The organism is Achromobacter veterisilvae (assembly GCF_900496975.1).
Classification (GTDB): domain Bacteria; phylum Pseudomonadota; class Gammaproteobacteria; order Burkholderiales; family Burkholderiaceae_B; genus Achromobacter; species Achromobacter veterisilvae.
This window is the reverse complement of sequence record NZ_UFQC01000006.1, coordinates 109,592-124,736: the sequence shown is the minus strand read 5'-3', so window position 1 is coordinate 124,736 and position 15,145 is coordinate 109,592. Positions and strand designations below refer to the sequence as shown.

12 protein-coding genes are annotated in these 15,145 nt (G+C 68.7%); 3 read left to right on the top strand and 9 right to left on the bottom strand.

Annotation, left to right across the window (positions count from 1 at the left end):
• Positions 1–3: 3 nt before the first annotated feature.
• Complete coding sequence (locus tag AVE30378_RS07160; protein ID WP_129240087.1) at positions 4–1,590, bottom strand: acetate--CoA ligase; 1,587 nt, start codon at positions 1,588–1,590, stop codon at positions 4–6.
• Between the two features lie 167 nt (positions 1,591–1,757).
• Between AVE30378_RS07160 and AVE30378_RS07155 the strand changes: the two genes are divergently transcribed.
• Positions 1,758–2,552, top strand: a complete 795-nt coding sequence (locus AVE30378_RS07155) for an IclR family transcriptional regulator (protein ID WP_129240086.1) — start codon at positions 1,758–1,760, stop codon at positions 2,550–2,552.
• Positions 2,553–2,557: 5 nt separating this feature from the next.
• Positions 2,558–2,998, top strand: coding sequence for a PaaI family thioesterase (locus tag AVE30378_RS07150; RefSeq protein ID WP_129240085.1), 441 nt, complete (start codon positions 2,558–2,560; stop codon positions 2,996–2,998).
• A 30-nt stretch (positions 2,999–3,028) separates the two neighbouring features.
• Here the strand turns inward: AVE30378_RS07150 and prpF are convergent, their stop codons facing one another.
• From prpF to AVE30378_RS07110, 8 genes are all read right to left on the bottom strand, one after another.
• Positions 3,029–4,213: a 2-methylaconitate cis-trans isomerase PrpF gene (gene prpF / locus AVE30378_RS07145; protein WP_129240084.1), complete on the bottom strand. Its 1,185-nt coding sequence runs from the start codon at positions 4,211–4,213 to the stop codon at positions 3,029–3,031.
• Positions 4,214–4,249: 36 nt separating this feature from the next.
• Entirely contained in the window at positions 4,250–6,868 is a 2,619-nt protein-coding gene (gene acnD / locus AVE30378_RS07140) for a Fe/S-dependent 2-methylisocitrate dehydratase AcnD (protein ID WP_129240083.1), read from the bottom strand.
• The gene (locus AVE30378_RS07135) at positions 6,865–7,575 is read right to left on the bottom strand and encodes a GntR family transcriptional regulator (protein ID WP_129240082.1); all 711 of its coding nucleotides are present in this window, start codon (positions 7,573–7,575) and stop codon (positions 6,865–6,867) included. Before AVE30378_RS07135 ends, acnD begins: the two co-directional genes overlap by 4 nt.
• A 130-nt stretch (positions 7,576–7,705) precedes the next feature.
• Entirely contained in the window at positions 7,706–9,508 is a 1,803-nt protein-coding gene (locus AVE30378_RS07130; RefSeq protein ID WP_129240081.1) for an NAD(P)/FAD-dependent oxidoreductase, read from the bottom strand.
• A gap of 221 nt (positions 9,509–9,729) precedes the next feature.
• The gene (locus AVE30378_RS07125; protein WP_129240080.1) at positions 9,730–11,595 is read right to left on the bottom strand and encodes a sigma-54-dependent Fis family transcriptional regulator; all 1,866 of its coding nucleotides are present in this window, start codon (positions 11,593–11,595) and stop codon (positions 9,730–9,732) included.
• Between the two features lie 114 nt (positions 11,596–11,709).
• Positions 11,710–12,684: a Bug family tripartite tricarboxylate transporter substrate binding protein gene (locus AVE30378_RS07120; protein WP_244234987.1), complete on the bottom strand. Its 975-nt coding sequence runs from the start codon at positions 12,682–12,684 to the stop codon at positions 11,710–11,712.
• A gap of 44 nt (positions 12,685–12,728) precedes the next feature.
• The gene (locus AVE30378_RS07115; RefSeq protein WP_129240079.1) at positions 12,729–13,517 is read right to left on the bottom strand and encodes an alpha/beta fold hydrolase; all 789 of its coding nucleotides are present in this window, start codon (positions 13,515–13,517) and stop codon (positions 12,729–12,731) included.
• On the bottom strand, positions 13,514–14,107 hold the full coding sequence (locus AVE30378_RS07110; protein ID WP_129240078.1) for an amino acid synthesis family protein: 594 nt from the start codon (positions 14,105–14,107) through the stop codon (positions 13,514–13,516). The genes AVE30378_RS07115 and AVE30378_RS07110 overlap by 4 nt, the downstream gene beginning before the upstream one ends.
• 124 nt (positions 14,108–14,231) lie before the next feature.
• On the opposite strand from AVE30378_RS07110, the gene AVE30378_RS07105 reads away from it, so the two are divergent.
• Positions 14,232–15,140, top strand: coding sequence for a LysR family transcriptional regulator (locus AVE30378_RS07105; RefSeq protein ID WP_129240077.1), 909 nt, complete (start codon positions 14,232–14,234; stop codon positions 15,138–15,140).
• The last annotated feature ends 5 nt before the right edge of the window (positions 15,141–15,145 follow it).

The following is a 15,145-nucleotide window of genomic DNA, read 5'->3' as shown; positions in this document are numbered from 1 at the left end:
TGGTCATGCGTGCGTGGCGGGCACGGTGATTGAGGTTGATGCTTCAGCGGTCGCGAGCTCCTGCTCCCGCAGCTTCCTGCGATGGATCTTTCCGGCGGGCGTTTTGGGCAGTTCGGCCACGAATACCACCTGCCGCGGGTACTCGTGCTGGGCTAGCTGGCTGCGCACGATGTCCTGGATTTCTTCCGCGAAAGTGCTGTCGCCCGGGCGGTCGGACACCACGAAGGCCTTGACGACCTGGCCGCGCAGGGCGTCCGGCACACCGATTGCGGCGGCTTCGGCCACGTCGCGATGCTTGAGAATGGCGTCTTCGATCTCTACGGCGCTCATCGTCCAGCCAGCCGAGATGATTACGTCGTCGGCCCGGCCGCCATGCCAGAAATAGCCGTCCTCGTCGATACGTCCCAGGTCCTTGGTGGCGACCCAGGTACCGCGCCGCCACAGTTTCAGTTCGCCGGTGACGCCGGGCGGGCAGGGCGCGCCGCCGGCATCCTGCACCTCGACCCGTAGGCCGGGCACGGGCTTGCCCAGCGAACCGGGTTTGACCGTGAAGTCCGGGGCGCCGGGGTAGTTCACCAGGCAGACTCCGATCTCCGTGGTCCCGTACATGCTGCACGCGGGGCGTCCGAATGTGGATTCCACGAAGGCGGCGGTCTCGCTGTCTATGGGTTCGCCGGTAAACGACACCTTGTCCAGCCCGTAGCGGTAGCGGCCGGCCGCGCCGCAATTGCGCATCATGCGGTAGTGCGTGGCCGCGGCCGAGATGTTGTTGATCCCATGGTCCTGCAGCGCCTGCAGCAGGCGCTCGGCGTTGAACTTGCCGGCATAGGCGCCGATCGTCACGCCGAGGGCCAGCGGGGCCAGGGTGCCGTGCCACAGCCCATGTCCCCATGCCGGCGACGAGGGGCACATGAAACGATCGCCCGGCCGCACGCCGGTGCCGTAGAGCGCGGCCAGCATCAGGGTGACCAGAGCGCGGTGCGTATGCTTGACCGCGTCGGGCAGTTCGCGCGTGGTGCCGGACGTGTATTGGAAGATGGCCAGGTCGTCCGCCCGGGTGTCGCAGGCATAGTGCGAAGGGAAGCGGGCCATCGAATCGACGAACGCGTCGTCGGCAATCACGACGCGCAGCCCGTCGTCTCCGGCCACGAGCGGCGCTTTTTCCGCGTTCGTTACCAGCATGCTGGGCCTGCAATCCTGTACGCGCAGCCGGATGCCGTCCGGCCCGAACAGCGTGAACAGCGGCACGGCGATGGCGCCCATTTTCATGGCGCCGAACATCGCCACGTAGAACGGCAGCGACGGCTCCAGCATTACGGCCACCCGGGAGCCGGGACGGATGCCTTGTTCGACGAGGTAATGCGCGAAGCGCGAAGACGCTTCGGCGATCTGGCGGAAGGTGTAGATCTCGTCCGGTCCGTTCGTGCGCACCAGGATGATCGCGGGCTGGTCCTTGTCCGCGTGCCGGTCGATGCATTCGTGGGCGATGTTCATCCGCTCACGGTTGCCGTCGAAGAGTTCCCAGAGCTTGTCGGGAGAACAGAGCGCCTGGGCGTCCGTGTAAGAAGTGGTCTCGGTCAGCTTCGTCATTTCGTCGCACCTGTGTGGGGTCGGCAGTCTGTTGGAGCGACTATGCGCGCCGCTCAAAAAATTGTCAATAACGTTGATCAATTGTATATGTACAATTTAAATGGGAGTGTCTGCGACAGGCGAGCGGGCGCTCAAGGTATGCTTGCCGCAATAAAAAGGAGATCCAAATGAGTGAAGCCAGTCCCCAGGCATCCGCGGCCGGTCCGCGCGTGCGTCCAGTGCCCGCGGTCACGCGGTCGATTGCGATCCTGCGATTGCTGGGCCGCAGCGGCGCGCCGATGACCTTGAAGGAGATTTCGCAGGAACTGGACATGGTGACCAGCACCTGCCTGCACATTCTTCGGGTGCTGGTGCTGGAGGGATTGGTGAAGGTCGACGCCGGCGCCAAGCGCTACAGCCTGGGCGTCGGCATGCTGATGCTGGCGCGCAGCGTGATCGAAAGCAGCCCGTTCCCCGCCTTGGTCCAACCGGTGCTGGATAGGCTATCCAGCGCAGCCAACGTCACCGCGATCGGCGTGGAAGTCGTCGGCAGCGAGCACATGGTGGTGCTGGCGCTCTCGCGTTCGACTTCGCCGTTCAGCCTGCATGTGGACGTGGGCAGCCGTTTTCCCGCCTTCATAAGCGCTACAGGCCGCCTGGTGGCCGCGTTCTCGGGTTTCTCGGACAAGGAGCTCGAGCGCCGCTTCAAGGCCCTGCGCTGGGATAAGGCGCCGGAGTTTTCGGCATGGAAGGCCGATGTGGAAGCAGCTCGTTGCGACGGCTACAGCATGGACCGCAGCAATTACATCAACGGCGTCGTATTGATCGCGGTGCCGTTACTGGACAGCCATGACCGGATGACGCATGCGCTGGTCACGGCGGGCCTGGCCCAACAGTTGGACGAAGCCCGCGCCCATGCGCTGGCCCAGGATCTGCAGACCGAGGCGCGCGCGCTGTCGCAACTGTTGGCTGCCAGGAGCTGAGGACCATGGACGCGGATGTCACTTTCGAAACGCTTGCCGCCGGCGGCTGGCGCCAGAAATCCCTGCAGGGCTTCGCCGGACTGATCGGGCCATTGTGGGCGCGCAGGGAAACGGATGGGTGGGCGTACGGCCTGTTGGCAGGCGCCGGCCATTTGAATCCCGCGGGCGTCGTGCATGGCGGGTTGTTGACGGCGCTGCTGGATCACGCCTTGAGCGCGATCGCATGGGAGGCCCTGGGCCGCAGGGCCTGCGTGACGGTGCAGCTAGATACACATTTCCTGAGGGCGGCCCGCGCGGGGCAGTTCCTGGAAGTGCGCGGGCGGGTAGTCCAGGCGGCTTCCAGCCTGGTGTTCATGCACGGCGAACTGAGCGTCGCCGGCGAGGCGGTGGTGACCGGCGCGGCAGTGTTGAAGACAATCGCATCCCCGGGCGAGCAGGCATCCTGACGCGCCCGGTCCGCCGCGGCCGGCAGCCCGTTATCGTCCGGCCTGCGGCACCCGGATCCAGCCTTCCATCAGCACGCGCGCGCTGCGGCTCATGATGGCCTTGGTGACCTTCCATTCGCCGTCCACGAGCTGGGCTTCGGCGCCGACGCGCAGCGTGCCCGACGGATGGCCGAAGCACACGTTGTCGCGTTCGCCGCCGCCGGCGGCCAGGTTCACCAGCGTGCCGGGCACCGCCGCCGCGGTGGCGATGGCGACCGACGCCGTGCCCATCATGGCGTGGTGCAGCTTGCCCATGGACAGGGCGCGCACCAGCACGTCGATGTCGCCGGCGCCGATCCGCTTGCCGCTGGAGGACACGTATTCCTTGGGGCGGGCGACGAAGGCGACCTTGGGCGTGTGCTGGCGGCCGGCGGCTTCTTCCAGCGTCTTGATCAGCCCCATGCGCAGCGCGCCGTGGGCGCGGATGGTCTCGAAGCGCGCCAGCGCGGCGGCGTCGCCATTGATGTCGTCCTGCAGTTCCGCGCCGGTGTAGCCCAGGGCCTCGGCGTCCAGGAAGATGGTGGGGATGCCGGAGTTGATCATGGTGGCCTTGAACGTGCCGACGCCCGGCACTTCCAGGTCGTCCACCAGGTTGCCGGTGGGGAACATGGAGCCGCCGTCGCCTTCTTCGGCCGGGTCCATGAATTCCAGCCGCAGTTCGGCGGCGGGGAAGGTCACGCCGTCCAGTTCGAAGTCGCCGGTCTCCTGCACGGCGCCGTCGGTGATGGGCACGTGGGCGACGATGGTCTTACCGATGTTGGCCTGCCAGATGCGCACGACGGCGGTGCCGTCCCGCGGCACGCGGGCAGGGTCCACCAGGCCGTTGGCGATGGCGAACGGGCCCACCGCGGCCGAGAGGTTGCCGCAGTTGCCGCTCCAGTCCACGAAGGGCTGGTCGATGGAGACCTGGCCGAACAGGTAGTCCACGTCATGGCCGGGGCGGCTGCTTTTGCCGACGATGACGGTCTTGCTGGTGCTGGACGTGGCGGCGCCCATGCCGTCGATCTGCTTGCCGTAGGGATCGGGGCTGCCGATCACGCGCAGCAGCAGGGCGTCGCGCGCGGGGCCGGCCACGCGCGCGGATTCGGGCAGGTCGTCCAGCTTGAAGAACACGCCTTTGCTGGTGCCGCCGCGCATGTAGGTGGCGGCAATCTTGGTCTGGGGAGCATGGGCCATGGGGCAGTCCTGATGTCTCGGTGTAAGGGATGCGGGTCAGCCGGCCTTTTTGTCGGCGCCGGCCGCGGATTCGGCTTCCAGGAAGTCCTGCGCGAAGCGCTGCAGCACGCCGCCGGCCTCGTAGATCGACACTTCTTCGGCGGTGTCCAGGCGGCAGGTCACCGGCACCTCGACGGTCTGGCCGTCGCGGCGGTGGATCACCAGCGTCAGGTCGGCGCGCGGCTTGCGCTCGCCGATCACGTCGTAGCTCTCGGTGCCGTCCAGGCCCAGCGTCTTGCGGTTGACGCCCGGCTTGAACTCCAGCGGCAGCACGCCCATGCCGATCAGGTTGGTGCGGTGGATGCGTTCGAAGCCTTCGGCCACGATGGCTTCCACGCCGGCCAGGCGCACGCCCTTGGCGGCCCAGTCGCGCGACGAACCCTGACCGTAGTCGGCGCCGGCCACGATGATGAGCGGCTGCTTGCGGGTCATGTAGGTTTCGATGGCCTCCCACATGCGCATGACCTTGCCCTCGGGCTCCACGCGCGCCAGCGAACCCTGCTGCACTGTGCCGTCGGCGTTCTTCACCATTTCATTGAAGAGCTTGGGGTTGGCGAAGGTGGCGCGCTGCGCCGTGAGGTGGTCGCCGCGGTGGGTGGCGTAGGAATTGAAGTCCTCTTCGGGCAGGCCCATCTTGTGCAGGTATTCGCCGGCGGCGCTGTCCATCAGGATGGCGTTGGACGGCGAGAGGTGGTCGGTCGTGATGTTGTCGCCCAGCACGGCCAGGGGCAGCATGCCGCGCAGGGTGCGCTCGCCGGCCAGCGCGCCTTCCCAGTACGGCGGGCGGCGGATGTAGGTGCTCATCGGGCGCCAGTCGTACAGCGGGCTGACCGCGGCGCGGCGTTGGTCCTGGATGCCGAACATGGGCGCGTAGACCTTGCGGAACTGCTCGGGCTTGACGGCGGACTTGACCATGGCGTCGATCTCTTCGTCGCTGGGCCAGATGTCTTTCAGGCGGATGTCGCGGCCGCTGGCGTCCTGCCCCAGCACGTCGCGCTCGATGTCGAAGCGGATGGTGCCGGCGATGGCGTAGGCGACGACCAGCGGCGGCGAAGCCAGGAAGGCCTGCTTGGCGTAGGGGTGGATGCGGCCGTCGAAGTTGCGGTTGCCGGACAGCACCGCGGTGGCATAGAGGTCGCGGTCGATGATTTCCTGCTGGATCTTCGGGTCCAGCGCGCCGGACATGCCGTTGCAGGTGGTACAGGCGAAGGCCACCACGCCGAAGCCCAGCTTTTCCAGGTCTTCGGTCAGGCCGGCTTCATCCAGGTACAGCGAGACCGCCTTGGACCCGGGCGCCAGCGAACTCTTCACCCAGGGCTTGCGGGTCAGGCCCGCGCGGTTGGCGTTGCGCGCCAGCAGGCCGGCGGCGATGACGTTGCGCGGGTTGCTGGTGTTGGTGCAACTGGTGATTGCCGCGATGATCACGGCGCCGTCGGGCATGCGGCCGGGTTCGTTCTCGACGACGCCGGAGATGCCGCGCTCGGCCAGGTCGGCCACCGGCAGGCGGCGGTGCGGGTTGGACGGGCCGGCCAGCGTGCGCACCACGCTGGACAGGTCGAAGCGCAGCACGCGTTCGTATTCGGCGTTCTTCAGGCTGTCGGACCACAGGCCCGCGGTCTTGGCGTAGGTTTCCACCAGCGCGATCTGTTCGTCCTCGCGGCCGGTCAGGCGCAGGTAGTCGATGGTCTGCTGGTCGATGGAGAACATCGCGGCCGTGGCGCCGTATTCCGGCGCCATGTTCGAGATGGTGGCGCGGTCGCCCAGCGTCAGGCTGGAGGCGCCTTCGCCGTAGAACTCCAGGTAGGCGCCCACGACCTTTTCCTTGCGCAGGAATTCGGTCAGCGTCAGCACGATGTCGGTGGCGGTGATGCCGGGCTGGGCGCGGCCGGTCAGTTCGACGCCGACGATGTCGGGCAGGCGCATCCAGGACGCGCGGCCCAGCATGACGTTCTCGGCTTCCAGGCCGCCCACGCCGATGGCGATCACGCCCAGCGCGTCCACGTGCGGCGTGTGGCTGTCGGTGCCGACCAGCGTGTCGGGGAAGGCCACGCCGTCCTGCGTGTAGATGACGGGTGACATCCGTTCCAGGTTGATCTGGTGCATGATGCCGTTGCCCGGCGGCACCACTTCGATGTTGCGGAAGGCCTGCTTGGTCCAGTCGATGAAGTGGAAGCGGTCTTCGTTGCGGCGGTCTTCCACGGCGCGGTTCTTGGCGAAGGCGTCGGGGTCGTCGCCGCCGTATTCCACGGCGAGCGAGTGGTCGACGATCAACTGCACCGGCACGACCGGGTTGACCTTGGCGGGGTCGCCGCCTTTTTCGGCGATGGCGTCGCGCAGGCCGGCCAGGTCCACCAGCGCGGTCTGGCCCAGGATGTCGTGACAGACCACGCGCGCCGGATACCAGGGGAAGTCCAGGTCGCGGCGGCGCTCGATCAATTGCTTCAGCGAATCCGTCAGCATGGCCGGGTCGCAGCGGCGGACCAGGTTCTCGGCCAGCACGCGGGACGTGTAGGGCAGGCGGTCGTAGGCCCCGGGCGAGATCGCCTCGACGGCGGCGCGGGTGTCGAAGTAGTCCAGGCGGGTGCCGGGCAGGGGCTTGCGGTAGGAGTGGTTCATGCCTCGGTGCGCTGCAGGTTGCCCTGCGCGATCTGCTGTTCGATGTTGAGACGGGATGCGCGGATGTGGCGGCGCATCAGGATTTCAGCCAACTCGCCATCGCGGTCGGCGATGGCGTCAAGAATGCGGTGGTGTTCGGCATAGGCCTGCCGGGGGCGGTTGGGCGTCGTCGAATACTGGATGCGGTACATGCGCGCAAGCTGGTAGAGCTCGTCGCACAGCATGCGGAACAGCATCTGGTTGCCGCTGCCCTTGACGATGCGGTAGTGGAAGTCGTAATCGCCCTCCTGTTCGTAGTAGCCGAGCCCGGCCTGGAAGGCCTCGTCGCGCTCGTGCGCTTCCAGCACGCCGCGCAGTTCCGCGATTTCGGCGGGGGGCATGCGTTCGGCGGCCAGGCGGCAGGCGGTGCCTTCCAGCGATTCGCGGATTTCGTACAGTTCGGAGAGTTCCTGCCGCGACAGCGACACCACGCGGGCGCCGGCATGCGGCACGCGGACCAGCAGCCGCTGGCCTTCCAGCCGGTGCAGGGCCTCGCGCAGCGGGCCCCGGCTGACGCCGTGGACGCGCGCCAGCTCGGGTTCGGAAATCTTGCTGCCGGGGGCGATCTCGCCCTTGACGATGGCGGACTGGATCTTGCGGAAGATATGTTCCGAAAGCGTCTCGCTATCGCCCGGGGCGGCGCCCGGCAGCGTCAGCACTTTGCTCATTGTGTCGACAATTTTCCGGTTTCGTGGAGAAAAAATCGGAATAAGGCGCGGTTAAGCGCCGGATTGTCAACAATTTACCCCGGGACCGGGGCGGGCGCAAGCGGCCGGCCCCAGGGCGCCCGGCGCGGGCCTACCGCTTGTGATGCACCTCCTGCAGGCCGTAGACCTGCACCGGCATCCCCACCTGCCGCGCCTTCAGTTGCAGGGACAGGTACTGCGAGTAGTGCCGGGACTGGTGCAGGTTGCCGCCGTGGAACCAGAGCGCATCCTGTTGCGTGGGCTTCCACATGTTGCGCTGTTCGCCCTCCCAGGGGCCGGGGTCCTTGGTGGTGTCCGAGCCCAGGCCCCAGCATTTGCCGACCTTGTCCGCGACTTCCGGGCTGATCAGGTCCGCCGCCCAGCCGTTCATCGACCCGTAGCCGGTGGCGTAGACCACCAGGTCGGCGGGCAGGGTCACGCCGTTCTCCAGCACGACGGCGTCGCGGGTCAGGTGGCTGACGTCGGTGCGGGATTGCAGCTTGATGCTGCCGTCGATGATCAGGTCGCAGGCGCCCACGTCGATGTAGTAGCCGGATCCGCGCCGCAGGTATTTCATGAACAGGCCGGAGCCGTCGTCGCCCCAGTCCAGCATGAAGCCGGCGGCTTCCAGCTTGCCGTAGAACTCGGCGTCGCGCTCTCGCATCTGGTCATACAGCGGGATCTGGAACTGCGCCATGATTTTGTAGGGCAGGGACGCGAAGGTGAGGTCGGCTTTGCGGGTGGTCATGCCGCTGGCCAGCGCCTGCTCGGAATACAGGCCGCCCAGGCCGATGTCCATCAGCGTGTCGGACCGCACGATGTGGGTGGACGAACGCTGCACCATGGTGACGTTGGCGCCGGCTTCCCACAGCGCCGCGCAGATGTCGTGCGCGGAGTTGTTGGCGCCGATGACCACGACGTTCTTGCCGCGGTACGCGTCGGGGCCGGGGTGGCGCGAGGAATGTTGCTGTTCGCCCTGGAATTCGTCCTGTCCGGGGAATTTGGGGATGTTGGGCTTGCCGGACATGCCCGTGGCCAGCACCAGTTGCTTGGGCCGCAGCACCACCGGCTTGCCTTCGCGCAGCACGGTGACTTCCCATTCCTGCTTCTGCTCGTCGTAGCGCGCCGATTGGCAGACGCTGGACGTCCAGTAGTTGAGCTCCATGATCTTGGTGTACATCTCCAGCCAGTCGCCGATCTTGTCCTTGGGCGCGAAGATCGGCCAGTTCTCGGGGAAGGGGATGTAGGGCAGGTGGTCGTACCAGACCGGGTCGTGCAGGCACAGCGACTTGTAGCGCTTTCTCCAGCTATCGCCGGCGCGCTCGTTCTTTTCGATGATGAGGGTGGGCACGTCCAGTTGGCGCAGGCGCGCGCCCAGCGCGATGCCGCCCTGGCCGCCGCCGATGATGAGCACGTAGGGCTGGGTCTGGTAGCCGAGTTCGGCGGCCTCCTGCTCGCGCTTTTCCAGCCAGGTCTGGCGGGTCCGGCTGCTGCCGTGCTCGGCGCCCTTGGGCCGGCGCACGCCGCTCGGCTCCTCGTGGCCCTTGAGTTCGGACATGGTGGTCAGCAGCGTCCAGATCTTGCCGTCCTTGACGCGGACGTGGCCGTAGCCGCGGGCCAGGTTGGTCTCGATCTCGATCCAGCCTTGCAGCAGGCCGCCGTCGTCGGACACGGCCTCCTTGGCGTCGCGGCTGAAGCGCACCGGCTCCACCTGCGCCAGTTGGCGCCGCAGCATGTCGCGGATCTGGCCGTGCCCTTCCTGGGTGCGCAGGTTCCAGGTGAACAGCACCAGGTCGCGCCAATAGCATTCGTCCTGGAACAGTCCGGCGACGGCATCGATGTCCTTGTTGCCCAGCGCGGTGTTCAGGCGGGCGAGCACGGCGTCCAGGGCCGCGCCGGCATGATCGGTCTGCATGTCTTGTCTCCTTGCCCGTTGCGGGCGGTCGTTGTCGTGTCGGACCGGCGGGCGGTCCGTCGGCGGCCCCGGCCTGTGCCGGCCGGTGGGCGTCGATAACGATCAAGCAATAGCCGTGCCACCCATTCGGGCGCGCGGAACGCCGGGGAACGGCGAGGGGGCCGGCGCCGGGCGCCGTGGCGGCGCGCCACAGGTGTGGCGTTCGGGTGTGGCGCGCCCTGTCAGTGGCGCGAGGAGAGGCCGTAGCGCCGCATCTGGCGATGGACGGTGGAGCGGTCCACGCCCAGGCGCCGGGCGGCTTCGGACACGTTGCCGGCGCAACGCGCCAGCATGGCGCGCAACGCGGCTTCTCCGGGGCTGGCGGCTGCCGCCGCCGGCGCCAGCGCGTCGGGCAGGTCGCCGGGTTCGATGACGCCGTTTTCGCACAGCGCGGCCGCCACCGCGATGACATTGGCAAGCTCGCGGATGTTGCCGGGCCAGGAATGGGCTTTCAGCGCCATCAGCGCGGCGGGCGCCAGCGCCGGGGCGCCCGAGTCGTCCTGGTGGCGCGCCAGCAGGCGGGCGATCAGCCACTCCAGGTCGTCGCGCTCGCGCAGCGGCGGCACGGTCAGCGTCGCGGCGTTGACGCGGTAGTAGAGGTCTTCGCGGAAGCGTCCCTCGCGCACCAGCGCCGCCAGGTCGCGGTGCGAGGCCGACACGAGGCTCAGGCGCACCGCGCGCGGCGCGTTGGCGCCGATGGGCGTGACCTCGGATTCGGCCAGGACGCGCAGCAGCCGGCTTTGCAGCGCCAGCGGCATGTCGCCGATTTCGTCCAGGAACAGGGTTCCGCCGTCGGACTCCTCGATCAGGCCCTTGCGGCCCTTCGCCGCCGCGCCGGTGTAGGCCCCCGGCAGGTAGCCGAACAGTTCGCTTTCGATCAGGGATTCCGGGATCGCCGCGCAGTTCACGGCGACGAAACGGCCCGCGCGCCGGCTGCCGTCATGGATGGCGCGGGCCAGGTATTCCTTGCCCACGCCGGTTTCGCCTTGCAGCAGTATGGGCAGGCCCTGCCTGGCCAGCTTGGCGGCGCGCGCCAGCAGGGCGGCCATCCTGGCGTCGCCGCCGTCCAGGCCGCGCACCGCGACGGCCGCGCCCCGGGCGTGCCGGTTGGGTTCGATGGCGTGCGCGAACAGGGCGTTGCCGTCGCGCGCGGCGATCAGGCGCTGCTGCGGCGCGTGGGCGCGGGTGTAGCGGGGCAGGTCGTCCAGCTCCACGTCGAAGAAACGGGTGACGGGTTGGCCGATCAGGCCGGCGGGATGGCGCCAGTCCAGGCCGGCGGCGCTGGCCAGCAGCTTGGCGCCCGTGTGCGTCATGCCCAGGATGCGGCCGGACCCGTCCAGCGAAATGGCGGCCTCGGGGTCCACGTCCAGGAATTCCGGCGAACGCGCAAAGCGCAGCACCCATTCGTTGCGGGTGCGCGCCATCAGGTTGGCCATTTCGATGCGCCGCGCGGTGCTGGTGACCAGGTGCAGCGCCAGGTTCTGGCTGGTTTTCAGGATGGGGGAACTGAGCAGCGAGAGGTCCAGAACGGCCACCAATTCGCCGTCGGCGCTGTAGATGGGCGCGGCGGTGCAGGACAGCGGCGTGTGGGTGTTGTCGAAGTGGTCGGTCTGGTGGATGGTGAGCGCTTCGCCGCTTTCCAGGCAGGCGCCCACGGCGCAGGTGCCGGCGCGCCGTTCCGACCATTCCGATCCCAGGTACAGCCCGGCCTTGCGCAGGCTGGCGGTCTGTTGCGCGTCGCCCAGGAATTCCACGGTGACGCCCTGCCGGTCGGCCAGCAGCAGCACGTAGTTCTGCCCGGCGACGTGGCGGAACAGGCTGTCCAGGCCGGAGCGCGCAATGGCGATCAGCGCTTCGGATTGCTGGCGGTGTTCCCGCAGCCGCCCGTCCGGCACGATATAGGCCTCGCAGGCATGCGCGGGATCCAGGCGGTACTGGTCCAGGCAGCGCAGCCAACTGCTCACCACGTGCGCGTCGCGCTGGGTGGGGCGGCCCAGGCCGACCTGTTCGATCTCGCGGATATGGGCGGAGTGCAGGGAATTCGGCATGTCGTCTCCATTCGCCAGGGTGCGCCCGATCTGCGCCGAGTCCCAAAGCAGCATGCACAGGAGACGACACGCCTGTAAATGCTGGTTATCCAGCAGAACCGGCGGGACGGGGCGCTACAGGTCGACCTTCACCTTGCCGGCCTGCACCAGCCCGGCCACGTTGCGTATTTCGGCCAGGAGCGCCTGTTGCAATTGCGCCGGAGTGCCGCCCGTGGGCTGGAATCCCTGTTCGGCCAGCTTGGCGCGGACGGTTTCGGTCTGCAGCGCGAGGTTGACGCCCCGGTTCAGCGCCGCGATGGCCGCCTCCGGGGTGCCCGCGGCGCAGTAGGTGCCGAACTGGATCTGCGCGGAGAAGCCGGGGTAGCCGCTTTCGGCCACCGTGGGGAGGTCCGGGTACTTGGGCAGGCGTTCCGGGCTGGTCACGGCCAGCACGCGCAGCCGTCCGCCCTGTAAATAGGGCTCGACCGCCGCCACGGTGGCGAGCACCAACTGGATCTGTCCGCCCAGCAGGTCCGTCATCATCGGCCCCGTGCCGCGATACGGCACGTGCAGCAGCTCGACGCCGCAAGCCGCCTGGAGCTGCTCGGTGGCCAGATGCTGCGGGGTGGCGTTGCCGGGGGTGCCGAAGGTCAGGCCCTTGGGGTCGCGCTTGGCCTGGGCGACGAGTTCGCCCAGGGTCCGGGCCGGCAGGTCGGCATTGACCGCCACCATGTAGGGCGAACGCGCGATCGGGCAGACCGGCGCCAGTTGCTTCAGCACGTCTTCGGGCGGACGGGCGTAGTAGCGCACCGAAGGCACCAGGCCCGCGAACAGCAGCAGGCTGCCGTCCTTGGGGCCGTTGGCGGTGTAGTCGGCGCCCAGCATGCCGCTGGCGCCGGGCTTGTTCTCGACGACGACCGGACGTTCCAGCGCGCCTTCCAGCGTCGCCGCGATGACCCGGCCCAGCACGTCCGTGCCGCCGCCCGGCGGGAACGGCACGATGACGCGCAAGGGGGCTTCGCGCGCGCCGGCGGCGCGGCCCAGCGTGGCGCCGGCCGGCGCGACGGCCAGGGCCGCCAGGTGCTTCAGGAGGGTTCTGCGATTCATCATGTTGTATGTCTCCGTTTCCACGTTGCCTGTGCCGCCGGTCGTCCCTAGGAAATGGACGATCCGGCGGTCCCCGGCAGAAAAAATCCGTGCAGGGCCGATGCCACGACCGCGGGCGCCTCCACCGGCAGCATATGCCGCTGGCCGGGCACCACGCGCGCCTGGCCGCGGGGCAGGGCCGCGGCCAGCTCGCGCGTCATGCGCGGGGTCGATCCGACGTCTTCTTCGCCCGTCATCACCAGCGCGGGGCAGGTGATGCCGGGGGCGGCCTGCGCCAGGACCGGGTCGCCCAGCGCGAAGATGCGGTAGGCGGCCAGGAAGTGAGGCGGGTTGTTGCGCAGCAGGCGCTGTCCGATGCTGGCGACCCGCTCCGGGCGCCGCGCCTGGAAGCCGGGCGTGAACCAGCGCGCGAGCGATACCTGGGCGGCGGCCTCGGGATCCTGGGTCGCGGCGGCGTCCAGGCGCGCCAGCACGGCGCGCGCTTCGTCGAGGCTGCGCCGGAACACCGTGCTGAGCAGCGCCAGCCGGGTGACCCGCTGCGGCCGGGCGGCGGCGTAGGCCCCCGCGATCAGGCCGCCCATGGAATAGCCCAGCACGTTGGCGCTGTGCCAGCCGGCGCGGGCCAGCTCGGCGTCCAATTGGCCGATGAAGTCCTGCATCGTGACGGTTTCGTCTATGCCGGGGGCGTTGCCGTGGCCCAGCAGGTCGTAGCGCAGCACGTCGAAATGCGGTTCCAGCAGCGGCGCCAGGTCGTCCCACAAGGTGTGGTCCAGGCCGACGCCGTGCAACAGCACCAGCGGCTCGCCGCGGCCGGATCGGCGGAAGTTCGCGCTCATTTCGCCTGGGCCTCGCGCTCGAGTTCCTTCAGGTCGGAATAGCGGTTGCCGATGCGGTGATGCGGACGCCCGGAGGTGGCGGCGCCCAGCGCGACCACGATTTCGTCCGGCGCGGGCGCGTCGTTGATGGTCGTCTGCACGGTCAGGTAGTGGGAACGCAGGCCTTCGTCGTGCTTGTGCATCAGGGGCACCGAAATCACGCAGCCCGGTCCGCCGCGCATATTGGTGAAACTGAGGTAGCTGGTGCCGCCGACGGCGTTGCGGTAGGCGTTACCGAAGCGCAGCGTGTGGATCAGCGCGGACGCGTGCTCCACCTCGCCGGCCGTGCCCACCACCGCGGCCTTGCCGTAGGCTTCGATCCGGTCGGCGGACCCCGCCTGGCGCAGGATCTCCTCGACCAGCAGCGCGCCCAGCGGGGGCGCGGCCTCCAGGATCCGCGGCCGCAGGTCTTCCTGGAAAGGCAGGCCGGCCCACGGATTGCGGATCACGGCGGCGGCCACGATCATCTCCAGCGGCCGCTCGGCCGCGCGGCCTCCCTCGATCAGGGTTTTCTCGACATAACTGACTACCTTGCGCACTTGCAGGGACATTTTCGCGGCTCCACGACCTGTTGGATGAAAGACGGGGCCATTGTTGGATGCGCGGTGTAATTTTGACAATCCAAATTAACGCAAGTTAATTTCAGGAAATCCGAATTTAAATGCCGCCCCTGCCATGCCGCCACCCCTGAAGATCCAGCACCTGCGCCAGTTCCTGCTAGCCGCCGACCACGGCAGTTTCCGGCTGGCGGCCGAAGGCACTTTCCGTTCGCAGGCGGCCGTGTCGGCCGCCATGCAGGACCTGGAGCAGCAGCTTGGAGCGCCGCTCTTCGAACCCGGCAAGCGGGCGCAGCTCACGCCGCTGGGCGCCTCCGTGGCGCCCCTGTTCCGCGAACTGCTGGCCACCCACGACCGGGTGCTGGACGCGGCGCGCCAGTTCGGCCTGGGCAGCCAGGGGCCGGTGTCGCTGGCGGTCATGCCGTCGCTTGCCGACGAGTGGCTGCCGCGGCTGCTGGAACGCTACGCGCGCAGCCATCCCGCGATCCGCATCCGCGCCATCGACGAGCCCTCGCAGGACGTGCACCGGCTGGTGCTGAGCGGCGAAGTGCAGGTGGGCGTGGCCGGGCAGGTGCCGCGCACGGCGGAGGTCGCCTTCGCGCCCGTGGCGCGCGACGCCTTCGGCCTGGTGTGCCGCAAGAGCCATCCGCTGGCGCGGCGGCGGGGGCCGGTGCCCTGGTCGGCGCTGGCCGGCGAGCGCCTGATCGGCAACGCCACCTTCGACACGCTGCGGAACCGGCAATTGGGCAGCGCTATCGACGATCCGTTCATGGTGGTGTCCAACCGCGCGTCGCTGCTGGCCAGCGTGGTGAGCGGCCTGGGCGTGACCGTGCTGCCGGTGCTGGCGCGGCCGGCGGCCAGCACCGGCCTGGCCTTCGTGCCCCTGGCCGGACCCACGGTGGAGCGCATCGTCGGCGTCCTGAGCCGCAAGGAGGAAACGCTGCTGCCGTCGGTGGCGGCCATGCATGCGCTGGCGCTGCGGTCGCTGGCCCAGTTCACGCGCCGCAAGGGCGCGGAACTGGTGTAGCGGCC